We start from the raw sequence: 25,258 nt of genomic DNA on the forward strand, positions 1-25,258 counted from the left end.
ATCTGGATCAGGATGACGGCGCAGCGTCATGGCACAGATGTCGGATGACCGCCGTCACCAAGATCGTCTTCCTCGGTGCGAGCAGCGCATCGTTTGGGCTCAGCGTGTTTCGGGACTTGTTCTCGACCCAGGATCTCGCGGGATCGACGCTGGTTCTGGTCGGTCGGGATACCACGCGGCTCGCGCGGTCGGAACGGCTGGCCCGGCTGCTGAACGACCGCTCCGGTGCGGGCCTCAGGATCGAGGCGACGACGGATTGGCGCGCCGCGCTCGACGGCGCCGGTTTCGTGATTCATTCCACCGCGATCGACCGCAATCGGCTGTGGAAGCTCGACTTCGAAGTGCCGCGCAAATACGGTATCCGCCATACGCTCGGTGAGAATGGCGGGCCGGGCGCGTTGTTCTTTACGCTCCGCACCTTGCCTGTTGTGTTCGACTTCGTTCGGGAAATGGAGCAGCGCTGCCCGAACGCGCTGTTCATCAACTTCTCCAATCCCGAGAGCCGCATCATCCTGGCACTCGGTCTTCACAGCCGGCTCGCCCATGTCGGCCTGTGCCACGGCATCTTCATCGCGCGGAGCCAAGTGGCGTCGATCCTCGGGCTGGCGGAGGAGCGCGTCGAGGTATGGGGCGCCGGCCTCAATCATTTCCAGTGCCTGCTGCAGATCCGTGACCGTGAAACCGGAGCCGACCTCTATCCGCTGCTGCGCGAACGGGAGCGCAGTCACGACCCCAAGGTCGCGCCGCTGACCCGCACGCTGCTGCATGATTTCGGCGTCTGGCTCGGCTGCGGCGATGGCCATGTCGGCGAGTATCTCGCTTATGGCTGGGAGGCGGGCGAGCGCGGCTATGATTTTGCCTGGGATGAGGCGGAACGCGCCAGGCTGATCCGCCAGATCGACGACGTGCTGTCGGGAACGGCCGAGATGCCGGCTTGGTGGCGGTCCCCGTCGGGCGAACGCGCGGTGACCGTGATCGGTGCGGTGCTGCACGATCGCAAGCAGTCCATCGAGTCCGGCGTCGTGCTCAACCGCGGCGTCATCCCCAATCTCCCGGCCGAGGCGGCCGTCGAAGTGCCTGTCGTTGCGGATCGCTGCGGCATTCATCCGATCTCCTTGGGTCCGCTGCCGAACGCCGTCGCCAAGCTGATGGCGATCCAGGTTCAGGTGCAGCAGCTCTCCGTGCAGGCGGCGATGACCGCCTCCAGGGACGTCGCGCTGCAGGCGCTGCTGGTCGACCCGGTCGTGAACTCGGCCACGGCGGCTCGCCAGATCCTCGACGAACTCTGGGAGGTGAACCGGCCCTACATTCGGCCATGCGCCTGATTGGGTGAGCGCAAGGCGCGGTAATCCGCACGCACCGCTCCGAAGCGCCGGCGGTTCCTATCAGACGGCGAAAGCCCTTTACAATGACTGACTGGTCAGTCATAATCCTAGGATGTCGAAGTCTTTCAAGACCGCCCGCCGGGGCGGAGATGCTGCGAGCGCTGTCGCGGATGACCCGGGAATGGGAGCGGTCTCCCGCCGCGCCGACCGAGCCGCCGAGCGCCGTGCCGCCATCGTGCAGGCGGCGATGGACGAGTTCATCGCGCGCGGCTTTGCCGCGACCCGGCTCGATGACATCGCCAAGCGCGCAGGCGTCGCCAAGGGCACGATCTATCTGCACTTCAAGGACAAGGAATCGATGTTCGAGGAATTGATCCGGACTGCGATCGTGCCCTTCGTCGGCCGGCTCGCTGCGCCGCCGCCGGTGGGCGGCTCGGTGCGCGATATGGTCGAGGGCCTGGCGCGCATGTTCCTGCAGGAGATCGCGGGCACGCGGCGGGCCGATCTCGTTCGCCTCATCATCGCCGAAGGGCCGCGCTTTCCGGAGATTGCCGATTTCTATTATCGCGAGGTCGTCTCCCGCGGTCTCGCGGCCATGCGGGCGCTGATCCAGCTGGCCGTCACGCGCGGCGAGATCCGCGAGCCCAAGCTCGTGCAGCATCCGCAACTGATGATCGCGCCGATGATGGTCGCGGTGATCTGGAAGAGTCTGTTCGAAACGCATGCGCCGCTCGATGCGGAGGCGATGCTGCAGACGCATCTCGATCTGATCTTCGGGCCGAGGAGGCCGACATGAGCCTGCTGCACTGCCTTGCCGTGCTGGTCACGGCGTTCAGTCTCAACGGTTGCAAGGACACGCGCGATCCCGGCTATCAGGGCTGGGTCGAGGCCGACATGATCTTCGTCAGTCCCGACGAAGCGGGACGCGTCACCCGGCTGAACGTCCGCGAAGGCGACGAGATCAAGGTCGGCGATCCCCTGTATTCGGTCGACGACGACCTGCAGCAGGCCGATCTGAACCAGACCAAGGCGACGCTGGCCAACGCGCAGCAGACGTACGATCGCGCCGCGGCCCTGAGCAAGACCGGGGCGGGGACGCAGGCGACGCTCGATGCGGCGGTCTCGGCGCTGCGGGTTGCCGAAGCCCATGTCGTGACATCGCAGACCCGGCTGGCGCGGCGCAAGGGTGTCGCGCCGGTCGCCGGCACCATCCAGCAGATCTACTTTCGCGAAGGCGAGATGGTCGCCGCGCAGCGGCCGGTGTTGTCGATCATGCCGCCCGGCAACATGAAGCTGCGGTTCTACGTGTCGGAGACGGATCTTCCCAAGTTCGCCATTGGTGAGGAGGTGCGCGTCACCTGCGACAATTGCGCTGCCGACCTGACCGCGCGCATCTACTTCCTGGCGTCGACGGCGGAATATACGCCGCCAGTCATCTACAGCCTCGATGAGCGCAACAAGCTCGTCTACCTCATCCAGGCGCGTCCCGCACGGCCGGATGCATTGCGCGTCGGACAGCCCGTCAGCATCTATCCGCAACCCAAGACCCCCGTCGCGGACAAGCAATGAACGGCGCCGGACCAGCCGAGATCGCCATCGACGTCAGGGGCCTGACCAAGTCCTTCGGCGGCCGAGAGGTCGTGCACGATCTGTCGATGCAGGTGCGGCGCGGCTCGATCTACGGCTTCCTTGGTCCGAACGGCTCCGGCAAGACCACGACGATCCGCATGCTGTGCGGCCTGCTGACGCCTGACGAGGGCGAGGGCACTTGTCTCGGCTTCGACATCCGCCGCGACGCCGACAAGATCAAGCGCCGCGTCGGCTACATGACCCAGCGCTTCAGCCTGTATCAGGATCTTTCCGTGCGCGAGAACCTCGAATTCGTCGCGCGCCTCTATGGGATGTCCGATCCGCCGCAAGCCGCGCGGGACATGGTGCAGCGGCTCGGCCTTTCCGGGCGCGAGCGGCAGCTCGCCGGCGAATTGTCGGGCGGCTGGAAGCAACGGCTCGCGCTCGGCGCCTGCACCTTGCCGAACCCGCAACTGCTGCTGCTCGACGAGCCAACCGCAGGCGTCGATCCGAAGGCGCGGCGCGATTTCTGGAACGAGATCCATGCGCTCGCAGGGGAAGGACTCACGGTTCTGGTGTCGACCCACTACATGGACGAGGCCGAGCGCTGTCACGAGATCGCCTATATTGCCTATGGACATCTGCTGGCCCACGGCACCGTGTCCGAGGTGATCGCGCAATCCAAACTCACCACATACACGGTGAGCGGCGACGATGTGCGCGCGGTTTCCGCCGATCTCTCCGGCAAGCCCGGCGTCGACATGGTCGCCCCCTTCGGCACCAGCCTGCACGTCTCGGGACACGACCACGACGCGCTCGATGCCGCCATCGCGCCCTGGCGCGACAAGCCCGGTCTGCACTGGCAGCCCGCCGCACCGTCGCTCGAGGATGTCTTCATCGACCTGATGAACCGCTCGCGGGACAACTTCCAATGAGCGACACAACGCTTTCTCACGTCTCTCCGGAGCCGCGCTTCGCCTTCTGGCGCCGCACCTATGCGATGGTGGTGAAGGAGTTCATCCAGCTGCGCCGGGACCGGGTATCGTTCGCGATGATCGTGATGCTGCCGGTGATGCAGCTGATGCTTTTCGGCTACGCGATCAACACCACGCCGCACCATCTTCCCGCAGCGGTGCTGCTGCAGGAGGACAGCGATCTCGGCCGCTCGATCCTGAAAGCGATGGAGAACACCGCCTATTTCAGCTTCACCCGAGAGGTCGGCAGCGTCGCGGAGCTCGACGATCTGCTGCTGTCCGGCAAGGTCCTGTTCGGCGTCGAGATCCCGCGCGGCTTCGAGCGGGCGGTCCGCCGCGGCGACCGCCCGGCGCTACTGGTGGCCGCCGATGCCACCGATCCGGTCGCGGCGTCCTCCGCGCTGTCCTCGCTCGGCACCATCGTGCAGACCGCGCTCGCGCATGATCTGTACACCGGCGATCCCGTCACCGCGGCGTTCGAGATCAGGGCGCATGCGCGCTACAATCCAGCGGCCTCGTCGCGGCTCAACATCGTTCCGGGCCTGGTCGGGACCATCCTGACCATGACCATGCTGATCTTCACCGCGCTGTCCGTGACACGCGAGATCGAGCGCGGCACAATGGAGAGCCTGCTGTCGATGCCGATCAAGCCGGTCGAGGTGATGCTCGGCAAGATCATCCCTTACGTGCTGGTCGGCTTCCTGCAGGCTACCATCATCATCGGCATCGGCGTGCTGCTGTTCGGCGTGCCTGTGATGGGCAGCCTGCTGCTGCTGGCTTTGCTCTCGACGCTGTTCATCGCAACCAACCTCTCGATCGGCTACACGTTTTCCACCCTGGCGCAGAACCAGCTGCAGGCCATGCAGCTGTCGATGATGTTCTTCCTGCCGAGCATACTGCTCTCCGGATTCATGTTTCCGTTTCTCGGCATGCCGCAATGGGCGCAGATCGTCGGCGAGTGCCTGCCGCTGACGCATTACCTGCGCATCGTCCGGGCCATCATGCTCAAGGGCTCGACGCTCCCAAACCTGCAGCATGATACGATCGCGTTGTTCGGTCTCATGCTGTTCGCCATGACGGTTGCCGTCTTCCGCTTCCGCCGCACGCTCGATTGAGGCACAATGCCGGTCGGGCGGACAACCGGCTGAGGCAGGATGCGGATCGCGAGGGCAGGCAAGGGGAGCGGTGCGCCACCCGCGGCGGCGGAGTTCAACCAGGCGCTGATGCGCCAGACGTTGAACACCGAGCTCTTGCGGGTGAAGGCGCTGATCGCCACGGCCGGACTGTTTCTGGTCATCTCGGTGTTCGTCGAGATCTTCGAGCCGCGGATCTCGGAGTGGATCTGGCCGAGCCGGGTCGGGGTCCTCTACGTCTACGCGATCATCGTCTCCTTCATCGCCTTCGAGCTGCTCATCCTGTTCAGGATCAAAGCCAACATCCGCCTCGGTCACGACGTCCCGATCGTGTTGCGGTATCTCAGCGTGCTGATCGAGACGTCGATGCCCACGCTCGTGCTGGTGTTGCAGATCGAAGGCATCGGCCGCGACAGGGCACTCGGCTTTGGCGCGCCGCTGGTCTATTTCATCTTCATCATCCTCTCGACCCTCCGTTTGGACTTCTGGCTGTCGAGCTTTACCGGACTGGTGGCAGCAGCGGAGTTGCTGACCGTCGCACTGATCGACAGACCCTCGATCGACATGAGCCAGCATCCGGAGATCTACTATCAAGGCGAGCGCAGCTTCATCATCCTGCTGTGCGGTCTGCTCGCCGGCGCCGTCAGCGTGCAATTGCGCCGGCAGTTCGCGGCGAGCATCGAGGCAGCCTCCGCGCGGGATCGGGTCACTGACCTGTTCGGCCAGCATGTCTCGCCCCAGGTTGTCGAGCGGTTGATGAAGGAGGGCACGGCGGAGGCGCGGGACATCCAGAAGGTTGCCGTGATGTTCGTCGACTTCAGAGGCTTCACCGCGGCTTCGCGTTCCAAACCGCCTCAGGAGGTCGTTGACCGGCTCGACGGTGCGTTTGCCGTGCTGGTCGAGATCCTCGAGCGTCATGGCGGGATCGTGAACAAGTTTCTCGGGGACGGCTTCCTCGCGCTGTTCGGGGCGCCGTTCGAAACGCGCGACGCCGCAGCGCAGGCGGTCGCGGCGGCGCGCGAGATGGTAGCGGCCATGCGCGACGTCAATTCTGCCTCGTCCTGGCCGCTGCGTATCGGCATCGGCATTCATCTCGGCGAGGTCGTGGCCGGCAGCATCGGCTCGCCGCGACGCAAGGAGTACACGGTCATCGGCGATACCGTGAACTTCGCCTCGCGGCTGGAGGCCTTGAACAAGGAGTTCGATTCGCAGCTCCTGATCTCGACCGAGGTGCGGCAGGCCGCCGGTGAGGAGGCAGGGGATGCCGTCTTCCACGGCGAGGTATCAGTGCGCGGTTACGACCGGTCGTTCGAAGTCTGGCAGCTGCATTAAAGCCGATCGTTCACGTTGCTGCCGGCTGTGCGGCGTCGGCGATTTACATTGCCGGATCTCCACGCTTAACTGCGCGCCAATCAACAGGGTATCAGGAGGAAATGCATGACCCGAACCGGGACGTTGCTTTTGGCCGGCGTGAGCCTCGCTTGCGTGGCGGCGATCGGATCTGCGCGGGCCGAGGACGTGGGCTGCAGCAAGGTGACGGCCGAAGCGCTGAAGGTCCCGGCGCTGACCCTGACCGGATCGAAGCTGCAGGAGGCGGCCGACGGCTTGCCGCGTCACTGCATTCTTTCCGGCAAGGTCAATGAGCGGACCGGTCTCGACGGCCACACCTATGCGATCCAGTTCGAGATCCGCCTGCCGGAGACCTGGAACGGCCGCTTCCTGCACCAGGTGAACGGCGGCAATGACGGCGTGGTGGTGCCCGCGCTCGGCGACAAGGCGGATGGCCTGGTCAGCGGCGGCACGACCCCGCTCGCCCGCGGCTTCGCGGTGTTGTCGTCGGACAGCGGTCATTCGGGCAACGACCCCGCCAACAAGCCGCGCGGGCTGGCTTCCGGCTCGGCATTCGGCCTCGATCCGCAGGCGCGGCGCGATTACGGCTATTCGGCCGACATCACGTTGGCGCCGATCGCCAAGGCGATCATTTCCGAACATTACGGCAAGAAGCCCGATTATTCCTACATCGCCGGCTGCTCCAATGGCGGTCGCCACACCATGGTCGCGGCCGAGCGCATGCCCGAGCAGTATGACGGCTTCCTGGTCGGCAATCCCGGCTTCAATCTGCCGCGCGCCGCCGTGCAGCATGCCTGGGACGTGCAGGCGCTAACCAAGGCGGATGCCGACATCCGCAAGTCGATCACGCGCGAGGATGCCAAGCTGATCTCCGCCAAGATCACCGAGGTCTGCGACGGGCTCGACGGCGCCAAGGACGGGCTGACGGCAAACCTCAAGGCCTGCCAGAAGGCGTTCAGCTTCGACAGCCTGCGCTGCGCCGCCGGCAGCACCGAGGCCTGTCTGCCGGCCGCCAAGGTCGATGCCCTGAAGAAGGTGTTCGCCGGACCGCAGAATTCCAAGGGCGAGCAGCTCTATTCGGACTGGCCGGTCGACGGCGGCGTCGGCACCGGCAACTGGCGGGCCTGGAAGGTCGAAAGCCCGGTGGCGCCCTGGAACAACCTCCCGATCATCGCCACCATGGGCGGCGCGTCGCTGAACTACATCTTCTCGACCCCACCGGTGGAGATCGAAGGCTCGCCCGACAAGCTGGTCGAGAAGCTGCAGACGTACGACTTCGACAAGGACGCGCCGAAGATCTACGCCAAAGAGGGCCCGTTCACGGAGTCCGCGATGGACTTCATGACGCCGCCTGCGGTCGACAACCCGACCTTGCCGGCATTCCAGAACGGCGCCCGCAAGATGCTGATCTATCACGGCCAGGCCGATCCGGTGTTCTCCATCAACGACTCCATCCGCTGGTACGAGAAGCTCAACGCCAACGTGCAGGGCAAGGTCGATACGTTTGCGCGGCTGTTCGCCTTGCCCGGCGAGACCCATTGCGGCGGCGGCGTCACCTTGGAGAAGTTCGATGCGCTGGGTGCGCTGATGGACTGGGTCGAGAAGGGCAAGGCGCCGGAGGCGATCACGGCCTCCGTCAATGCGGCCAACAAGGAGGTACCGTCGGGCTGGAGCGCGCAGCGGACGCGGCCGCTGTGCCCGTGGCCGAAGTTTGCCAAATATGTCAGCGGCGACGTCGAGCAGGCATCCTCCTTCACCTGCACCGCGGAGTAGCGGCCTACACTTGCGGCGAGACGAGGTTCTCGATCCGGACCTTGTCGCGCTCCTCGATGATCTCGGCGATCCATTGCCGGTGGCAATGGGCGTGGTCGCGCTCGTAGCAGAGCAGGCACACGGGACCGGCGCTCTTCACCAGCGAGGCCAACTCGTCCATCTGCTCCTTGGCCTGCGTTGTCTTGAGATGCGCGCTGTAGATCTTGTGCAGCGTGTCGTAATGGCCGCTGCGGGCGGCCTCGCGGCCTTCCTTCGGCGTGCCGAGCCCGCGCAGATGGACATAGGCGATGCCGCGCTCGTCGAGCCCGGCAGCGAGCTGGCTCTTCGAGAAGCCCGGCCGCCGCGAGGCCGCCACCGCGCGGACATCGACCAGGAGCTTGACGCCGGCCGACTGCAACTCGTCGAGTACGGCCTTGGCGGGCGTGTGCTCGTAGCCGATGGTGAACAGGGTCTTGCTCTTGGCCATGATGCTGCCCTTAGGTCACCCGCTCGATCAATTCCATCGCGCCCGCCGGCGCGCGCACCTTGCCTTCGTGGATGACGTAGGCGAACACGTCGCGCGGCGTCTTCTTTGCCGGCTTGTCGTCAACCCGCGGCAGATCCTCGGGTTCGCCGCCGCTCGCCCACAGCTGCAGCCGCTTGGCCCAGGCATCGAGCTGCTTCGGCGGATAGCACGTCTTCAGCTCGTCATTGCCCTTCTGAAGTCGTGCATAGACGAAATCGCCGGCGACGTCGGCGATCGCCGGATATTTGCCGTGCTCCGCGTACACCACCGGCGTTGCGAATTCGCGCAGCAGCTTGACGAAGCCGGGCACGCAGAAGCTGTCATGCCTGACCTCAACGACGTGGCGCAGCTTGCGGCCGTCGATGTCGCGCGGCAACAGCTCGAGGAACTTGCCGAAATCGGCCTCGTCGAACTTCTTGGTCGGCGCGAACTGCCACAACACGGGGCCGAGGCGATCGCGGAGCTCCAGCACGCCGGTGTCGTAGAAGCGCTTCACCGAATCGCCGGCCTCGGCCAGCACCTTGCGGTTGGTCGCGAAGCGCGGCCCCTTCAGCGAGAAGATGAAGCCGTCGGGCACCTCCCGCGCCCATTTGCGGAAGCTCTCCGGCTTCTGCGAGCCATAATAGGTGCCGTTGATCTCGATCGAGGTCAGCTTGGAGGCGGCGTATTCCAGCTCCTTCGCTTGCGGCAGCTTGTCCGGATAGAACACCCCGCGCCAGGGCGCGAAGGTCCAGCCGCCGATGCCGATATAGATCTGGCTCTTGGGTGTCGAGGCGCGTGCAGGAGCTTTGCTCACGAGGCGGTTCCGATGCTGATGATCGACGGTGGCGGGTGGACAGTAGTCAACCGGGCGGGCTCTGGCCAGTTTGATGCTGTTGCGCGGACGCCCTTCCAGCGCTCGGGACCGTCGTGTATCCAGTGTGCGGGCCGGGAAGGGGAGATGTGGCAATGAGAGCGGAATCGGTTGGCGGCGTGCTCGGCGCAATTGTCGCAGCTGCCGTACTTGCGGCGGCGTTCTACTATGTTCCGGTTGGCCCCATGGCCCGCTCGGCGCAGCCCGCCCGTGTCGAGGTCCAGCCGACGCAGGTCCAGACGGTCCCGGTGGCGCCGGCCGTGCGCGGCCCGGTCGTGCGTGAGGTTCCGAACTGAGGACCTGTAGTCCGGGTGAGCGCAGCGACACCCGGGTTCTCCTCGGCAGCTTGTGTGAACCCGGATGTCGCCGCGGTCATCCGGGCTACGGAGTCGGGCTCCCCTTGCATTCCGGCCGGGACGCCCCATCTGGGTAGGGACGGTGGCGTCGAGCTGTAGCGGCTCCGGCACCGAGACGACCACGGCAGAGCGGCTGCGCCGGATGTACGCGCTCCCTTTGTTTGTGGTCGTTGACATTTTCAGGCGGTGCAAGGCGGCACCACCTGGCGGCCTTTTTGCTGCCCCAGCCGGCTGACGCGCTTGGCAGTGCCGGATGCGGCGGATATACGCATCCGCACCATGACCGAAGCCATCCGAACGGCCCCGCCGGTGTCGCCGCAGACCGCTGATGTTCCGATCGTTTCGGTCGTCGTTCCGACCTTCAACGAGCGCGACAATGTCACCACGCTGTACCGGCGGCTGGAGACGGCGTTCAAGGACGTGCCGTGGGAGGTGGTGTTCGTCGACGACAATTCGCCTGACGGTACCTGGCAGGTGGTGCGCGAATTGTCGCGCAACGACAATCGCGTGCGCGGCATTCGCCGCATCGGCCGCCGCGGCCTGTCCGGCGCCTGCATCGAGGGGATTCTCGCCGCCAGCGCGCCCTTTGCGGCTGTCATCGACGCCGATCTGCAGCACGACGAGACCCAGCTGCCAAAGATGCTCTCGCTGCTGCAGAGCGGCGCGGCCGAGCTCGTGGTCGGCAGCCGCTATATCGCGGGCGGCAGCGCCGCGAGCTTCGACAGCAAGCGGGCCGGGGCCAGCGCCTTCGCCACCGAGATCGCCCGCCGCGCGCTGAAGGTCGAAGTCAACGACCCCATGAGCGGCTTCTTCATGATCCGCCGCGACCGCTTCGAGGCGATCGCGCCGAAGCTCTCGACCCAGGGCTTCAAGATCCTGCTCGACATCATTGCCAGCGCCGAGGGCGGTCTGAAGACCGTCGAGGTGCCCTATACGTTCGGCTCGCGCGTGCATGGCGAGAGCAAGCTCGATTCGATGGTCGCGCTCGACTTCCTCGGCCTCGTGCTGGCCAAGATGACCAACGACATCGTGTCGCTGCGTTTCCTGTTGTTCGCCATGGTCGGCGGTACCGGCCTGTTCGTGCATCTGGCCACGCTGTTTCTCGGTCTCAACCTCTTCGACATGCCGTTCGCCGAGGCGCAGGCGCTGGGCGCCTTCGTGGCGATGACCTCCAACTTCATCCTCAACAACTTCCTCACCTATCGCGACCAGCGCCTGAAGGGTTTTGGCATCCTGCGCGGCCTGCTCGCGTTCTATCTGGTCTGCTCGGTCGGCCTGCTCGCCAATGTCGGCGTCGCCTTCTCGGTCTACGACCAGGAGCCGATCTGGTGGCTGGCCGGCGCGGCCGGCGCGCTGATGGGCGTGGTCTGGAATTACGCGATCTCCGGATTGTTCGTCTGGCGCAAGCGATGACCTCTGCGGCAGAGGCCAGCGATTCCAGGCTGGTCCGTAATGCCTGGCTGACCATTGCTGGCCTCGTCCTGCTTCGACTGGTCGCGGCTGCGGTCACGCCGATCACCTTCGACGAAGCCTATTACTGGATGTGGTCGAAGCACCTCGCCGGCGGCTACTACGACCATCCGCCGATGGTTGCCGTCGTGATCCGCCTGGGGACGCTGATCGCCGGTGACAGCGAGCTCGGCGTGCGCCTGGTCTCGATCCTGCTCGGGCTGCCGATGAGCTATGCGGTGTATCGCACCGCGCAGATCCTGTTCGGCAGCGTGCGCGTCGCGGTGACCGCGGCGCTGCTGCTCAACGTGACGCTGATGGCGGCCGTCGGCACGCTGATCGTGACGCCCGATGCGCCGCTCTTGGTCGCTTCGAGCTTCGTGCTGTTCTTCTGCGCCAAGGTGCTGGAGACGGGCAGGGGCGTGTGGTGGCTGGCGGTCGGTGCCGCGGTCGGTGCCGCGCTGCTGTCGAAATACACGTCGCTGTTCTTCGGCGCCGCGATCCTGATCTGGCTCCTTGCCGTGCCGAAGCTGCGGCCCTGGCTGGCCTCGCCTTGGCCCTATCTCGGTGGCCTCGTCGCGTTTGCGATCTTCTCGCCGGTCATCCTGTGGAATGCCGAGCACCAGTGGGTCTCGTTCATCAAGCAGCTCGGCCGCGCCAGGATCGAGGAGGTCAAGCCCGTCTACATCGCCGAGATCATCCCGACGCAGTTCGCCTTCGCCACACCGCTGATCTTCATCCTCGGGGTAATGGGTCTCTATGCGCTGGCGCGGCGCCGGGCCGGGGATGCGGCAGGACGCGTGCTGGTCGAGGCGATGGTCTGGGTCGTCACCGCCTATTTCGTCTGGCACTCGCTGCATGCCCGCGTCGAGGCGAACTGGTTCGCGCCGATCTATCCGGCCTTCGTCGTTGCCGCCGCGGCCGCCGCGCACCCCGTCGCCTGGAGGCCGCGCGAGCAGCGAATGGTGGCCTTCTGCCTGCGCTGGGCGGTGCCCGCCGGCGTCGTGATGTTCGTTGCACTGATCCTGCAGGCCAATACGGGGCTGCTGTCGGGCTACAAGCGGGACGCCACCGTGCGCAGCGTGGGCGTCGGCTGGAAGCCGCTCGCTGCCGAGATCGAGGCGGCGCGCGTCCGTTCCGGGGCCAATTGCGTGCTCGCGATGGATTATGGGACCACCGCCTGGCTGTCGTTCTATCTGCCGCGCGGAACCTGCGTGTTGCAGCCGATCCAGCGCATCCGCTGGGTCAATTTCCCGGAGCCTGATCCGGCGAAGCTCGCGGGCACGCAGCTGCTCGTGGACGAGGCCCAGATCGCGACGCGGTTCTACGTCGAGAGCACGTTCGCCCGCGTCGAGAAGGTCGGCGAGGCCGATCGCAAGCGCGGGCCGCTGACGATCGAGACTTACGCGTTCTATGCGCTCAGTCAGCCGAGAGGCGAGATCCTCGATCGCACCCCGCCGCCCGAGCTGCAGCGCTGACGCGCGCGTCAGGCCTGCTGCGGAATGATGTCCCCCAGCGACTTGTCCCGCGCGTGAATCGCGACCATGTTGATGCCGGCATCGACGGTCCTGTAGCCGCGGCGCTCCAGCCATTGCCGCAGCAGGTCGGCATCGGTCTTGATCTTCTCGATCAGCATGATCGGCGTGCAGCGTTCGATCGTCGCCGCGGCCCCTTCGAGCGCCTCGATCTCCATGCCCTCGACGTCGAGCTTGATCAGGTCGCAGCGCGGCAGGTTGAAATCGTCCAGCGGCAGCTTGCGCACCTCGACGGTGTCGTTGGCGTAGTCGATGGCCTGGCCGATGAACTCGGTGTTGGGCCGCTGGCGCAGCTCCAGGCTGCCGAAGCTCGAGGGCGTCAGATAGTTCGGGGAGGGGATGTTGAGCACGCCACGCTCCGACGACACCGCGGCGTGGATGGCGATCGCGTTGAAGCAGTTGTTGATCGCGATGTTGCCGGCGAGTGCATAGTAGATCCGTTCCTGCGCCTCGATCGAGAGCACCGAGCCCCAGCCGGTCATGGTCTTCGCCCATTCGATCGTATGGACGCCGATATTGGCGCCGCAGTCGATCGCGACAGCGCCATCGCCATGATGCCGCCGGCGCACGGCGAGCAGACGCACCGCGAGCTGCACCTCGCTCGGATCGAAGGCACCGCTCTCCAGGATCTGGTAGCCGACGCCATAGCCTCTGGTGGCATCGACCATGCGATAGTCGAGCCGGTTGACGATCATCGTGCCGTGATTGCTGGAGGCCAGAACGAAGGCCAGCTTCCGGTCGGGGATCTGCATGGGGGTCCTTCTCGTGTCGTTTCGGCAGGAGCGGACGCGGGACGATGTGCCGACGGGGTGATGCAGAGAATCGTTCGCTACGATACTGCCGCTCGCGGACCCGCGCCGCAAAATCCGGAAGGCTACGGGAGGGGTTCGAGCGCGGGCGCCGATGCGGCCTGGCCGCCGCTGGCTGCCGAGCTGATCCGCCGTGCGAGCCCGTTCGCGACTTTACGTGACCAATACTTGCGTCGGCGCCCCGAAGATCATCTTCGCCAAGCGCAAGCAGGCTCCCTTTACCAGCAAAAACCCCCCGTTTTACCTTGCTAATGCTTCGCAACGAGAGATCATCGACAGCGCGCTTGCAGCTGAGCTCAATCGTTAACGCGACCTGCGATGTTTTACGGATTCGGGGAAGGGTTGAATGCTGCCGCTCCGGAATCATCCGGGGCGGCAATATTGGATCGGCCTGCAATTTTGCCCTGTTTCCGCCCTCTTTGAAGGTAAAACAGACCTCCATGGTTAATCCGCCCCTAATCTGCCAAAACTTAATCAGCATTTAACTAAAAGTCGCCTTAATGAAGCTCAGTGCTTCTGCGAGATGCAAAGCGGGTGTCCGTGGCGCATCGCGCGAAAGTTTTCGAGTATTCGTTCGGGCGTGAGTGAATGAGTAACAGTCGAGCTGCGTTGGCCGCACGAAATCGCAGGAAGTCCTCCCTGGTCGCTTTCTCTCACAAATTGATCGGTGGCGCGGCAGTGGCCTGCCTGATCGGCGGCTGCGCGTTGACGGTCTACACCAAGATCATCGCTGCCGACGCCTATCCGACTCTGGGAAGCATCGAGCAGGACGAGCCCGTCGTGCGCCCGGCGCCGCGGATCGCAACGCGCAGCGCGGCCGACGCGGTGGGCGATGCCTTCTCCGCATTCCCCGAAACACCGGCCGCGGCCACCACCACGGTTGCCGCCATCACGCCGCAGATGTTCAACGACCGCTTCGGCGCGGCCGTGCCGCAGGGCATCGCCTCCAATGCCGCCGCTGGCGCGCCGCCGCTGCCCAGGTTCGCGGAGGCGGCTCCGCCCAAGCTGCTCGAGGCCAAGCCGGTGGAAACCAAGCCGGTGGAAACCAAGCCGGCCGAAACCGCGAAGGTCGCCGAGGCGCCCAAGAAGGACGTCCGCCCGCCAATGCAGCTGGCGCTGGCCAACACCAATCCGAAGCAGCCCCCGAAGCCGCAGGCTGACGCGCCGGCGCAGGCGGCCGAGGCCAATGTGCCGAAGAGTGGCGGCTTCTCGTTGCGGGCCATGACCGAGCGCGCCAAGGCGGCGGTGCTGTCGATCGCCGGCGAGCGGCATTCGATCCAGGAGAAGCTGTGGGGCAAGCCGGAGAACCAGGATGGCGGCTTGCTGGCCTATGCCTCGGCGGACTCCAACATCACCGCTTCGATCACCAAGGATCCGACCCGTGGCGGCCGGCCGCCTTATGACCTGAGCACCGCGGTCTACGACATCTCCGCCAAGGCGGTCTATCTGCCTGACGGCACGAAGCTCGAAGCGCATTCGGGCCTCGGCGACAATCTCGACGATCCCCGCTCCGAGAAGGTCAAGATGCGCGGCGTGACGCCGCCACACATCTATGAGTTGAAACCGCGCGAGGCGCTGTTCCACGGCGTGCCGGCGCTCCGGCTGAACCCGATCGGCGGCGAGGAAGCCATTCACGGCCGCAACGGGCTGTTGGCGCACACCTTCATGCTCGGACCGAACGGGGACTCCAACGGCTGCGTCTCGTTCCGCGATTACTACGCGTTCCTCGATGCCTACAAGAACAAGGGCATCCGCAAGCTGGCCGTACTCGCCCGCATCGACTGAGCCGGGCAGGGGACGCGTTCTCGTTGATGGGCCGTAGGGCGGGAAAAGGCGCGGTACCTGTCGCCCCTCGCGAACACTCTTAATTGGCGCCGTGCCCACCATCCCTCCATGGAGCTCGCTGCTCGACGGTGGGCAAGCTGCCGCCTTTGGCGGCCGCTTTGCCCATCTTACGAGTCCTGGATCTCGCAGCCACGACATCGCAGTCCCGCGGCGCATGACGCCCGAGTCTTGCTGACGACATCGCCCTCGAAACTGATGAGAGGGCGCGGGGAATGCCGGGTGAGGGCCTCACCCATGGCCCGCCTGCAACAAGAAAAGCAGGCGGCAGTCACCACAGGTTCAGCCGGACACACCGGCATTCCCCGCGCGATGGCGTTACGGCTTATACGTGGTCTCCCTGGTGCTCCGGCTGTCTGGCCACCATCGGTCGGAGCACGCCGGGCTCTCGACCTTGACACCAGCTTCGGGGTGTCAGGACATCACGACTTCGCCGTGCGTGCCGGTTCGTTCGTCCGCATGATCAGCTCACGCTGCGACCGCCGCGCCCACCGCATCCCGCCCTCCACGTTCGTGACGATCGCGAAGCGCCCCTCTCACGAGAACGGGACGGGCCTAGGATGCATCATTTCTGAAAAAATGAAACTGATTTATTTTTCGCATGAGGACTGGACAGGGGTGATGCGCTTGGAACCCCTGAAAAATTCGGTTTCTCCGCGCATCTGTTGGCGAACGAGGTCATGGCGCGCCGGCTTGGGGCGAGGGGCCATGTATCGCCGTTCCGGCGGCGAGACGACGCACCTCGAGTTGTGATCGCGATCGGGAAACTCGCGGGTGGGGGACGCGTTGCCCCTCGAACTTCGCGAGCCCGGACCACGTCATGGAAAACCCGCCCTTCAGATTCAATCGGCGCGACCTGATGGTCGGCGGCGCCGCCTCCGTCGCCGGGATGGCCCTGTTGCGGGCTGGTGTGCCCGGTGCATTGGCCGCCGAGCCGCTTGCTTCGGTGCCGCCGGCGACCGCCAAGGTGTCGTTCACGGTCAACGGCCGCCCGCAGGAACTCGTGCTCGACACGCGCACGACGTTGCTCGACGCTCTGCGCGAGCATCTGCAACTGACCGGAACCAAGAAGGGCTGCGATCACGGCCAGTGCGGCGCATGCACGGTCCATGTCGACGGACGACGCGTCAATTCCTGCCTGAGCCTCGCGGTCATGCACGAGGGCGATCCCGTCACCACGATCGAAGGCATCGGTACGCCGGATCATCTCGCGCCGATGCAGGCCGCCTTCATCAAGCACGACGGCTTTCAATGCGGCTACTGCACGCCCGGGCAGATCTGCTCGGCGGTCGCCGTGCTCGATGAGATCAAGGCCGGCATTCCAAGCCATGTCACGGGCAGCCTGACCGAAACGCCGCAACTGACCAGGGACGAGCTGCGCGAGCGGATGAGCGGCAACATCTGCCGTTGCGGCGCCTATTCCAACATCGCCGAGGCGATCCTCGAAGTCGCGGAGAACAAGGCATGACGCCGTTCACCTATGAGCGCGCAGCCTCGCCAGCGCAGGCGGCCGCCGCCATCGCAGCCAAGCCGGGCGCCAAGTTCATCGCCGGCGGGACCAATCTGCTGGATCTCATGAAGCTTCAGATCGAGGCGCCGACGCATCTGATCGACGTCAACGGACTGGCGCTGGACAGAATCGAGAGCACCGAAGACGGCGGGGTGCGGATCGGCGCGCTGGTGCGCAACACCGATCTCGCCGCCGATGCACGCATCCGTCGCGACTACGGCCTGTTGTCGCGGGCGCTCGTTGCCGGAGCCACGGGACAGTTGCGCAACAAGGCGACCACCGCCGGCAATCTGCTGCAACGGACGCGCTGCCCGTATTTCTATGACACCAACATGCCCTGCAACAAGCGCCGGCCCGGCAGCGGCTGTGCCGCGATCGGCGGCTACAGCCGCCAGCTTGCAGTGATCGGTGCGAGCGAGGCCTGTATCGCGACGCATCCGAGCGACATGGCGGTTGCCATGCGCGCGCTCGATGCAAGCATCGAAACGATCAGGCCGGACGGCACGGCACGGAACATTCCCATCGCGGCGTTCTATCGCGAGCCAGGCACCACGCCGCACCTCGAAACCGCGCTCTCATCAGATGAGCTGATCACCGCCGTGACCTTGCCGAAGCCGATCGGCGGAGCGCAGATCTATCAGAAGGTGCGCGACCGCGCGTCCTACGCGTTTGCGCTGGTCGCGGTGGCCGCGGTGATTCAGCCCGATGGAACGGGACGGGTGGCGCTGGGCGGCGTCGCGCACAAGCCATGGCGAAGCGCGGATGCCGATGCCGAGATGAGGCGTGGCGCGAAGGCCGTGACCGCGCGGCTGCTGGCCGACGCCAAGCCGACGCACGACAACAGCTTCAAGATCCGCCTTGCCGAGCGCACCCTCGGCGCGGTTCTGGCCCAAGCACGAGGCTGACCATGAAGTTCGAGACGCCCGCGACGACCAACCCGATCGATCAGCAGAAGGTGGTCGGCAAGCCGACCGACCGCATCGACGGCCGCTTCAAGGTGACGGGCACGGCGCCCTATGCCTATGAACGCCACGACGTGGCGCCCAACCAGGCCTATGGCTACGTGCTCGGGGCCGGCATCGCGAAGGGCCGCATCAGGTCGATGGATCTGAGCAGAGCCAAGGCCGCGCCCGGTGTGATCGCCATCGTCAGCACGCTCGACATGGACAGGCTCGACCTCGGCCGGATGAACACGGCCTCGCTGTTCGGCGGCCCGGATATTCAGCACTATCACCAGGCCATCGCGCTGGTCGTCGCCGAAACTTTCGAGCAGGCGCGGGCCGCGGCCTCGCTCATCGACGTCGACTATCAGCGACAGGAAGGCCGGTTCGATCTCGGTGCGGCCGCCGGAAGCGCGCCGCCCGTGGGCGGCGACAGTGGCGAAGGCAGCGGCGCGAAGCCGGTCAACGGCATCGGCGATTTCAACGGCGCGTTCGCCGCTGCCCCCGTCAAGCTCGACGCGATCTACACCACGCCCGACGAGAGCCACGCGATGATGGAGCCGCACGCCAGCATCGCGGCGTGGAACGGCGACAGGCTGACGCTCTGGACTTCGAACCAGATGATCAATTGGGGGAAGGGCAGCATCGCGAAAATCCTCGGCATCCGGCCTGAGAACGTGCGTCTCGACTCCCCCTATATCGGTGGCGGCTTCGGCGGCAAGCTGTTCATCCGCGCCGATGCGGTGCTGGCCGCACTCGGCGCGCGGGCAGCGCAGCGTCCTGTCAAGGTGACGCTGCCGCGGCCGCTCGTGATCAACAACACGACGCACCGCCCCGCCACCATTCAGCGCGTTCGCATCGGCGCGACGCCCGACGGGAAGATCACGGCGATTGCGCATGAGAGCACGTCGGGCAATCTGCCGGGTGGCCGGCCCGAGACCGCGGTCGACCAGACCAAGCTGCTCTATGCCGGCGCCAACCGGCTGACGGCGATGAAACTGGCCGAGCTCGATCTGCCCGAGGGTAACGCGATGCGCGCGCCAGGCGAGGCGCCTGGCATGATGGCGCTGGAGATCGCGATGGACGAGATGGCCGAGAAGCTCGGCCTCGATCCGGTCGAATTCCGCGTTCGCAACGATACCCAGGTCGATCCGCAGAATCCGGAACGCCCGTTCTCACACCGCAATCTCATCGGCTGCCTGAAGCTCGGCGCGGAACGCTTCGGGTGGGACCAGCGCATGGCCCGGCCGGCCCAGAGTCGCGACGGGCGCTGGCTTGTGGGCCTGGGAATGGCCGCCGGCTTCCGCAACAATCTGCTGCAGACATCCGCCGCGCGCGTGCGGCTCGGCGGCGACGGCATCGTGACGGTCGAGACCGATATGACGGATATCGGCACCGGCAGCTACACGATCATCGCGCAGACCGCCGCGGAGATGATGGGTGTGCCGATCGAGCGTGTCGTGGTGAAGCTTGGCGATTCCGATTTCCCCGCATCGGCGGGCTCGGGCGGCCAATGGGGCGGCAACAACTCCACAGCGGGCGTGTATGCGGCCTGCATCAAGCTGCGCGACGCAGTCGCCGCAAGGCTCGGCTTCAATTCGTCTGAGCTCGTGTTCGCCGATGGTGAGGTCCGGGCCGGCAACCGCAGCGCGCCGCTGGCGCGGGCGGCCGCCGATGGTGAGCTCGTGGCGGAAGATGCGATCGAATACGGCGATCTCGCCAAGACGCATCAGCAATCGACCTTCGCGGCCCATTTCGTCGAAGTCGCGGTCGATGCGGCGACGGCCGAGATTCGGGTGCGGCGGATGCTGGCGGTGTGCGCAGCCGGCCGGATTCTGAATCCGAAATCGGCGCGCAGCCAGGTGATCGGCGCCATGACCATGGGCGTCGGCGCGGCATTGATGGAGGAGCTTGCGGTCGACAAGCGCTACGGCTTGTTCGTCAATCATGACCTCGCCAGCTACGAGGTGCCCGTACATGCGGACATCCCGCATCAGGAGGTCATCTTTTTGGATGAGAGCGATCCGATGTCGTCGCCGATGAAAGCAAAAGGCGTCGCCGAACTCGGCATCTGCGGCGTCGGTGCCGCCGTCGCAAATGCGGTCTACAACGCGACCGGCGTGCGTGTCCGCAACTATCCGATCACGCTCGACAAGCTGATCGGAAGCCTGCCTGAAACGGCGTGACCGACCGCGGGGCGAGCGATCGGTCGTGCGGTGCTACATGCCGATTGTAGACATCATTCGGCGCTTGTGCCCGCGCATATGCCAGCTCCTCGCATGGGTGCGGGCGCAGCAAGGCCGATTTGCCGAGCGTCCAGTCTTGACGAGAGCGTCAAATTCTGTGCATAGCTCTGCCCCATCGAAATTGCCCGCCGCTCTCCGGCGCGCTTTGAGGACCACGGCCGTGTCGAGCCTGCGCTCACATCTCGCGAACGCCGCCACCAACGAACGGCCATTTGCCTGGTCGCGCGGCTGGTTTGGCATGGGCGCCGCTTATTGCGGTCGTGACAATCTCGCGCTGTCCCTGGCCAAACCGGGACTCCGAATTCCAGCAGAAGCGTAATCGGCGGCGGGATCTCACCCTCCGCACATCGAGCGGAGGGTCCGATGACCCGCATGACGAGCGAAGACCCCGAGATTTGCGATCACGCGCGAGCCTTGTCCTCGCCAGTGGCGCTGGCCTTCGTGCGCATCGTCATGAGCTGCCGTGGCGTCAGCGAGGCCGCCGCACAGCAGATCTATCTCGACTACATTCATGGCGCCGCGATGGACCGCGCGTCAGACGACGTCGGTTGTCCGGTCGCACGTTCTCATCAATGAGCGAGCCGGCGGCCGGAAAGGAGGTCGACGATGTCAGCCACAAACCCCGCGCTCGTTCTCAACGCCGACTTCCAGCCGCTCAGCTACTTCCCGCTGTCGGTGGTTTGCTGGGAGGATGCGATCCGGGCCGTGGTCAGCGAGTCTCACGTGGTCGTCGCCGAATACGACCGGATCGTGCGCAGCCCGAGCGTCACGATGCGGCTGCCGTCGGTGATCGCGTTGCGCGACTATGTCAGGCCGACGATGCGCGTTCCGTTCACGCGCTTCAACGTCTTCCTGCGCGATCGCTTCGAATGTCAGTATTGCGGCGGCCGCTATCTCCACGGCGAGCTGACGTTCGACCACGTGGTGCCGCGCGCCGACGGCGGCGAGACGTCGTGGACCAACATTGTCGCCGCCTGCAGCCCCTGCAACGCGCGCAAGGACCGGCGCTATCTCGAGCCGCGGCGGCCTCCGTTCGAGCCGACGCGACAGGAGTTGATGGCCGCGCAGCGCCTGTTCCCGCCGCGTTTCCTGCATGAGACGTGGCAGGACTACTTGTATTGGGATGTGGAGCTGGAGCGGTGACGATGATCGCGTAGCCCGGATGAGCCCACGTCGCCGCCGTCAGGCGGCGGCGTGGGCGACATCCGGGTTCTCACGCGCCGCGTGCGTGAACCCGGATGTCGCTGCGCTCATCCGGGCTACAGGGCCGCGCTATCTGCCATGCCATGTAGAACTAATAAAATCAATTCGTTCTACAAACTAACACTTGCGAACTCTAGGATATTCATATACGTCCACCGTCCTTCGCTTCGGCCACAGTATGGCCGCAGTGCGTAGGGTGGGCAAAGCGACGCCGAAGGTGGCGCGTGCCCACAATCGGGCCGTAGTGCCTGCGGCGAGACGGTGGGCACGAAGCCTTTGCCGTCTCGAAGGTGGGGAAAGCGCGGTCATGCCTTTGCCCACCCTACAGCTGCTGCGCGTGCCGTCGATCATATCTTTACAAGTCCGGAAACTCCCTGTAAGTGCACGCGCCAACTCATCCGGCGACATGTCGCCACCGAAAGACCCATGCCGATATCGAACGCACGCCAGACCAGGGACATCGCGCTGCCGCAACTGCGGCGGCGTGGTCTCGTCCTGTGCGTGGCCGCGGTCGGCGCGCTGCGCCGTGACCATCAACTAGCAGCGTAACACGGCGGCGGGATCGTCCCTCTGCCGAGACGGCCAGAGAGACGATCCGAACGGCTCCGGTCCCCGGCGGGGACATCCCATCAGATCCATCTCTCGGTTCGTGTCAACGAAGCTGCGCGGCGTTGCGTCACGTAGATCTCGGGCAAATGTGCCGCGTCGGCGTTGCCGTGCCGGCATTCGAGTGAGAGAGGAGAATCAGATGAGAGCGGATCCCTATCAGGAGCGTGCGCGGCAGCTGGCGATCGAAGCCGGCCTCGATCCGGATGCGCGGATCGAGCGGCCCGGGCAGCGCTCGATGCCGCTGTGGTGCACGTTCCGCGATGCGGCGCGCAAGGAGCAGCTCGCGCGCGAGGCCGAGGCGCTGGCCGATACGGTCGCGAGCCGGCCGCAGGCGGCGCGGTATCAGAACAGCCCGCTGAAGGTGTTCGGGAGCCACGAGGATGCGACGATCGCCCAGATGCGCAACTGCATGAGCGTTGGCAACGCTGTCGCCGGCGTGATCTGTGCCGACGGTCATCTCGGCTATGCGCAGCCTGTCGGGGGTGTGATCGCCTATGAGAAGCAGATCAGCATCTCCGGCGTCGGCTTCGACATCGGTTGCGGCAACATGGCGGTGCGGCTCGACACCCAGTTCAGCGCGATCGAGGACCAGGTCGGCACGATCATCAAGGATGTGTCGAAGGTGATATCGTTCGGCGTCGGCCGCAAGAACGCCGAGCGCGTCGAGCATGAGCTGTTCGATGATGCCGATGCTTGGCGTGCGTCCGACATGGATGCGTACCGGCAGAAGGCGGTCGGGCAGCTCGGCACGGTCGGCTCGGGCAACCATTATGTCGACCTGATGCGCGACGAGGACGGCTCCGTCTGGATCGGCGTGCATTTCGGTAGCCGTGGTCTCGGCCACACCTCGGCGACGCGCTACCTCAAGGCGGCCGGCGGCAAGGACGGCATGAACGTGCCGCCCGCTGTCGTCGACGAGGACTCCGAGGTCGGGCAGCGCTACATCGCCGCGATGCAGCTCGCCGGGCGCTACGCCTATGCGGGTCGCGAGTGGGTAGTGGAGCGCGTTCGCCAGATCATCGGCGGTGCGGTCACCGACAGCGTGCACAACCACCATAACTACGCATGGCGTGAGACCCACGACGGACGTGACCTGTGGGTGGTGCGCAAGGGCGCCACGCCGGCATTTCCGGGCCAGCGCGGCTTCGTCGGCGGCTCGATGGGCGACGACGCCGTCATCATCGAGGGCGTGGAGTCGGAGGAGGCCAAGGCTTCGTTGTACTCCACCGTGCACGGAGCTGGTCGCTTGTTCGGCCGGCGTGAGGCGAAGCGACGCTTCACCCGCGCCGAGATGGACGCGTGGCTGCAGAGCCGCGGCGTTACCCTGGTGGGTGCCGACCTCGACGAGAGCCCGATGGCTTATCGACGCCTGCCCGAGGTGCTGGCCGAGCATGCAGGCTCGGTGAAGGTCATGCATACGCTTCGGCCGTTCGCCGTGGCGATGGCGGGCGAGGGCGAGTTCGATCCGTTCAAGGATTGAGCTCGCCTGTGTGCCCCGCATGAGCGCAAGCGACATGCGGGTTCATCTTTGCGGCACGTCAGTTTCCGGATGTCGCAGCCGCTCGCGCCCTGGCGGGCGCGATCGGATGCTCCTCCGGGCTACGCGATCGTGATTGTTTTCGAAGAGAAGGACGTCATGACCGAGCTAAAATCGCACGCCGACAATATCGAGACCATCGCGAGCTTTCTGTCGGCCGGCGAGTGCGATGACTATATTCGCTGGGGCGAGGCGATCGCTTTCGGCGATGCCGAGCATTCGCGGAGTCCCTATGCCGGCTCGTCCCCGCATCCCGCGCCGTCATTCCTGAACCCGTCCGTCGAGGGTGATCCATCGCTTGCGCCGCGGCGGGACTTCGATCATGCTCGGGCGAGGGAATGAGGAGTGCGATGGCGATCCTGGAGGCGCGAGCGATCGGGCCGCGGCGCGAGCCGTGGTGGGCGATCGCTGGAATTTTCACCGCGGGCTTCGTCCTGCTCTGTCTGCTGCTGGCCTCGCCGGTGCTGATCAGGACCTTCCTCTATCAGCCGTTCAACATTCCCGCGCGTTCGATGATGCCGACGTTGCTGACCGGCGACTACGTCTTCGTTTCGAAATACGCCTATGGCTGGGGCCGCTATACCTGGCCGTTGACGCCGCCGGCCGCGGGGCGCGTCTGGGGCCGCGAGCCGGCGCCAGGCGACGTCGTGGTGTTCCGCGCCAAGGACGGCAAGACGGATTTCATCAAGCGTGTCGTCGGCGTCGGCGGCGACCGCGTCCAGATGAAGGAGGGCATTCTCTTCATCAATGACAAGGCGGTGCCGCGCGAACGTCTCCAGGACGTCGTCGGCACCGACGCTTGTGGCGGCGGAGCGACCGAACGCGTCAAGCGCTGGCGCGAGATCCTGCCGAACGGCGCGAGCTACGAAACGCTGGATTGCGTCGACCATGGCTATTTCGACAACACCAGCGCATATGTCGTTCCGCCGGGGCATCTGTTCATGCTCGGCGACAACCGGGACAACTCCACCGACAGCCGAGCTGCAATGGGCTTCATTCCGGTGGAGGACGTGATCGGCCGTGCCGCGATGATCTTTTTCTCCGCTGCGGAGGCCAAACAAGGCCAGCCCAGCAGGTTGCGCACCGATCGGATCGGGACGACGGTGCGCTAGGCTAGATCAGCGCGGCGCCGTCGCCGACGATGATCGCGAAGCGATCGGACAATTCGGCGAGCGCGACCTGATGCACCGACGCCGCCGGCAGTGTGCCGCCATGGCCGTCCGGGAGGTCGCGTGTCGCACAGCTCTCGGCATCGATGGTCAAGCGCCAGCCGAGATCGAGCGCCGCCCGCGCCGTCGACGACACGCACATATGAGTCATGAAGCCGGCGAGCACGAGGTTCTTGCGGCCGGCGGCGGTCAGCAGGGTCTGGAGCTCCGTGCCGGCGAAGGCGTTCGGCAGCGTCTTCTCGACGACCGCCTCGCCACCCTGCGGCTCGACGGCCTCAACGATCGCACCCCGCGGCGCGCTGCGGTCGAACAGGCTGCCCGCATTGCCGCGATGGGCGACGTGGATGATGACGCTGCCGGCGGCGCGCGCTCGCGCCAACAGCCGGGCGGCCTGCGCGATCGCAGCCTCGACCTGCGGCAGCGCCAGCGGGCCCTCGCGATATTCGTTCTGGATGTCGATCAGCACGAGGCAGGATTCGGCGAGCTTGGGCAGCGTCAGATCGGCGCCTGATAATTCGAGCAGAGTTTTGGGGGTGGTCATGATGGGATGCTCCGTGATCAGGTGGCATC

General features: G+C 65.6%; 23 protein-coding genes. 19 read left to right on the forward strand and 4 right to left on the reverse strand.

Annotation, left to right across the window (positions count from 1 at the left end; all coding sequences use genetic code 11):
* Positions 1 to 44 precede the first annotated feature (44 nt).
* The 7 genes from BRADO_RS13445 (at position 45) to BRADO_RS13475 (ending at position 8,124) form a co-directional block, all read left to right on the forward strand.
* Positions 45 to 1,325, forward strand: a complete 1,281-nt coding sequence (locus tag BRADO_RS13445) for an alpha-galactosidase (RefSeq protein ID WP_011925876.1) — start codon at positions 45 to 47, stop codon at positions 1,323 to 1,325.
* Positions 1,326 to 1,437: 112 nt separating this feature from the next.
* Positions 1,438 to 2,121, forward strand: a complete 684-nt coding sequence (locus BRADO_RS13450) for a TetR/AcrR family transcriptional regulator (RefSeq protein ID WP_041756457.1) — start codon at positions 1,438 to 1,440, stop codon at positions 2,119 to 2,121.
* Positions 2,118 to 2,894, forward strand: a complete 777-nt coding sequence (locus tag BRADO_RS13455) for an HlyD family secretion protein (protein WP_011925878.1) — start codon at positions 2,118 to 2,120, stop codon at positions 2,892 to 2,894. Before BRADO_RS13450 ends, BRADO_RS13455 begins: the two co-directional genes overlap by 4 nt.
* A complete protein-coding gene (locus BRADO_RS13460; protein WP_011925879.1) occupies positions 2,891 to 3,829 on the forward strand; it encodes an ABC transporter ATP-binding protein in 939 nt (312 codons plus the stop codon). The genes BRADO_RS13455 and BRADO_RS13460 overlap by 4 nt, the downstream gene beginning before the upstream one ends.
* The gene (locus tag BRADO_RS13465; RefSeq protein WP_011925880.1) at positions 3,826 to 4,983 is read left to right on the forward strand and encodes an ABC transporter permease; all 1,158 of its coding nucleotides are present in this window, start codon (positions 3,826 to 3,828) and stop codon (positions 4,981 to 4,983) included. The genes BRADO_RS13460 and BRADO_RS13465 overlap by 4 nt, the downstream gene beginning before the upstream one ends.
* A gap of 39 nt (positions 4,984 to 5,022) precedes the next feature.
* Positions 5,023 to 6,333: an adenylate/guanylate cyclase domain-containing protein gene (locus tag BRADO_RS13470; RefSeq protein WP_011925881.1), complete on the forward strand. Its 1,311-nt coding sequence runs from the start codon at positions 5,023 to 5,025 to the stop codon at positions 6,331 to 6,333.
* Positions 6,334 to 6,438: 105 nt separating this feature from the next.
* Positions 6,439 to 8,124: a tannase/feruloyl esterase family alpha/beta hydrolase gene (locus BRADO_RS13475; protein WP_011925882.1), complete on the forward strand. Its 1,686-nt coding sequence runs from the start codon at positions 6,439 to 6,441 to the stop codon at positions 8,122 to 8,124.
* 4 nt (positions 8,125 to 8,128) lie between these two features.
* Here BRADO_RS13475 and BRADO_RS13480 read toward each other — a convergent pair whose 3' ends face one another.
* Entirely contained in the window at positions 8,129 to 8,590 is a 462-nt protein-coding gene (locus BRADO_RS13480; RefSeq protein WP_011925883.1) for a DUF488 family protein, read from the reverse strand.
* Between the two features lie 10 nt (positions 8,591 to 8,600).
* Positions 8,601 to 9,425 carry a DUF72 domain-containing protein gene (locus BRADO_RS13485; protein ID WP_011925884.1) on the reverse strand — a complete coding sequence of 275 codons (825 nt, stop codon included), beginning with the start codon at positions 9,423 to 9,425 and terminating at the stop codon, positions 8,601 to 8,603.
* Positions 9,426 to 9,577: 152 nt separating this feature from the next.
* Between BRADO_RS13485 and BRADO_RS13490 the strand changes: the two genes are divergently transcribed.
* The 3 genes from BRADO_RS13490 (at position 9,578) to BRADO_RS13500 (ending at position 12,765) form a co-directional block, all read left to right on the forward strand.
* On the forward strand, positions 9,578 to 9,778 hold the full coding sequence (locus tag BRADO_RS13490) for a hypothetical protein (RefSeq protein ID WP_011925885.1): 201 nt from the start codon (positions 9,578 to 9,580) through the stop codon (positions 9,776 to 9,778).
* Between the two features lie 339 nt (positions 9,779 to 10,117).
* Positions 10,118 to 11,251 carry a glycosyltransferase family 2 protein gene (locus BRADO_RS13495; protein ID WP_011925886.1) on the forward strand — a complete coding sequence of 378 codons (1,134 nt, stop codon included), beginning with the start codon at positions 10,118 to 10,120 and terminating at the stop codon, positions 11,249 to 11,251.
* Complete coding sequence (locus tag BRADO_RS13500; protein ID WP_011925887.1) at positions 11,248 to 12,765, forward strand: glycosyltransferase family 39 protein; 1,518 nt, start codon at positions 11,248 to 11,250, stop codon at positions 12,763 to 12,765. The genes BRADO_RS13495 and BRADO_RS13500 overlap by 4 nt, the downstream gene beginning before the upstream one ends.
* An 8-nt stretch (positions 12,766 to 12,773) precedes the next feature.
* Here the strand turns inward: BRADO_RS13500 and BRADO_RS13505 are convergent, their stop codons facing one another.
* Entirely contained in the window at positions 12,774 to 13,574 is an 801-nt protein-coding gene (locus tag BRADO_RS13505) for an FkbM family methyltransferase (RefSeq protein ID WP_011925888.1), read from the reverse strand.
* Between the two features lie 645 nt (positions 13,575 to 14,219).
* Here BRADO_RS13505 and BRADO_RS13510 point away from each other — a divergent pair.
* From BRADO_RS13510 to lepB, 9 genes are all read left to right on the forward strand, one after another.
* Positions 14,220 to 15,416 (forward strand): DUF2778 domain-containing protein, encoded by a 1,197-nt coding sequence (locus BRADO_RS13510; RefSeq protein ID WP_011925890.1) that lies wholly within the window; start codon positions 14,220 to 14,222, stop codon positions 15,414 to 15,416.
* An 877-nt stretch (positions 15,417 to 16,293) separates the two neighbouring features.
* A complete protein-coding gene (gene paoA, locus BRADO_RS13515) occupies positions 16,294 to 16,941 on the forward strand; it encodes an aldehyde dehydrogenase iron-sulfur subunit PaoA (RefSeq protein ID WP_011925891.1) in 648 nt (215 codons plus the stop codon).
* A complete protein-coding gene (locus tag BRADO_RS13520) occupies positions 16,938 to 17,888 on the forward strand; it encodes a xanthine dehydrogenase family protein subunit M (protein ID WP_011925892.1) in 951 nt (316 codons plus the stop codon). Before paoA ends, BRADO_RS13520 begins: the two co-directional genes overlap by 4 nt.
* A 2-nt stretch (positions 17,889 to 17,890) precedes the next feature.
* Positions 17,891 to 20,110 carry an aldehyde oxidoreductase molybdenum-binding subunit PaoC gene (paoC, locus tag BRADO_RS13525; RefSeq protein WP_011925893.1) on the forward strand — a complete coding sequence of 740 codons (2,220 nt, stop codon included), beginning with the start codon at positions 17,891 to 17,893 and terminating at the stop codon, positions 20,108 to 20,110.
* 423 nt (positions 20,111 to 20,533) lie between these two features.
* On the forward strand, positions 20,534 to 20,746 hold the full coding sequence (locus tag BRADO_RS13530) for a hypothetical protein (protein ID WP_011925894.1): 213 nt from the start codon (positions 20,534 to 20,536) through the stop codon (positions 20,744 to 20,746).
* Positions 20,747 to 20,776: 30 nt separating this feature from the next.
* On the forward strand, positions 20,777 to 21,313 hold the full coding sequence (locus BRADO_RS13535; RefSeq protein ID WP_011925895.1) for an HNH endonuclease: 537 nt from the start codon (positions 20,777 to 20,779) through the stop codon (positions 21,311 to 21,313).
* 808 nt (positions 21,314 to 22,121) lie between these two features.
* Positions 22,122 to 23,462, forward strand: a complete 1,341-nt coding sequence (locus BRADO_RS13540; protein WP_011925896.1) for an RtcB family protein — start codon at positions 22,122 to 22,124, stop codon at positions 23,460 to 23,462.
* 156 nt (positions 23,463 to 23,618) lie between these two features.
* A complete protein-coding gene (locus BRADO_RS35615; RefSeq protein WP_011925897.1) occupies positions 23,619 to 23,861 on the forward strand; it encodes a hypothetical protein in 243 nt (80 codons plus the stop codon).
* Between the two features lie 8 nt (positions 23,862 to 23,869).
* Positions 23,870 to 24,631 carry a signal peptidase I gene (gene lepB, locus BRADO_RS13550; protein ID WP_041756462.1) on the forward strand — a complete coding sequence of 254 codons (762 nt, stop codon included), beginning with the start codon at positions 23,870 to 23,872 and terminating at the stop codon, positions 24,629 to 24,631.
* Position 24,632: 1 nt separating this feature from the next.
* Here the strand turns inward: lepB and BRADO_RS13555 are convergent, their stop codons facing one another.
* Positions 24,633 to 25,229, reverse strand: a complete 597-nt coding sequence (locus tag BRADO_RS13555) for a cysteine hydrolase family protein (RefSeq protein WP_011925899.1) — start codon at positions 25,227 to 25,229, stop codon at positions 24,633 to 24,635.
* Positions 25,230 to 25,258: the final 29 nt, after the last annotated feature.

Origin of the sequence: Bradyrhizobium sp. ORS 278 (genome assembly GCF_000026145.1) — a bacterium.
Taxonomy (GTDB): domain Bacteria; phylum Pseudomonadota; class Alphaproteobacteria; order Rhizobiales; family Xanthobacteraceae; genus Bradyrhizobium.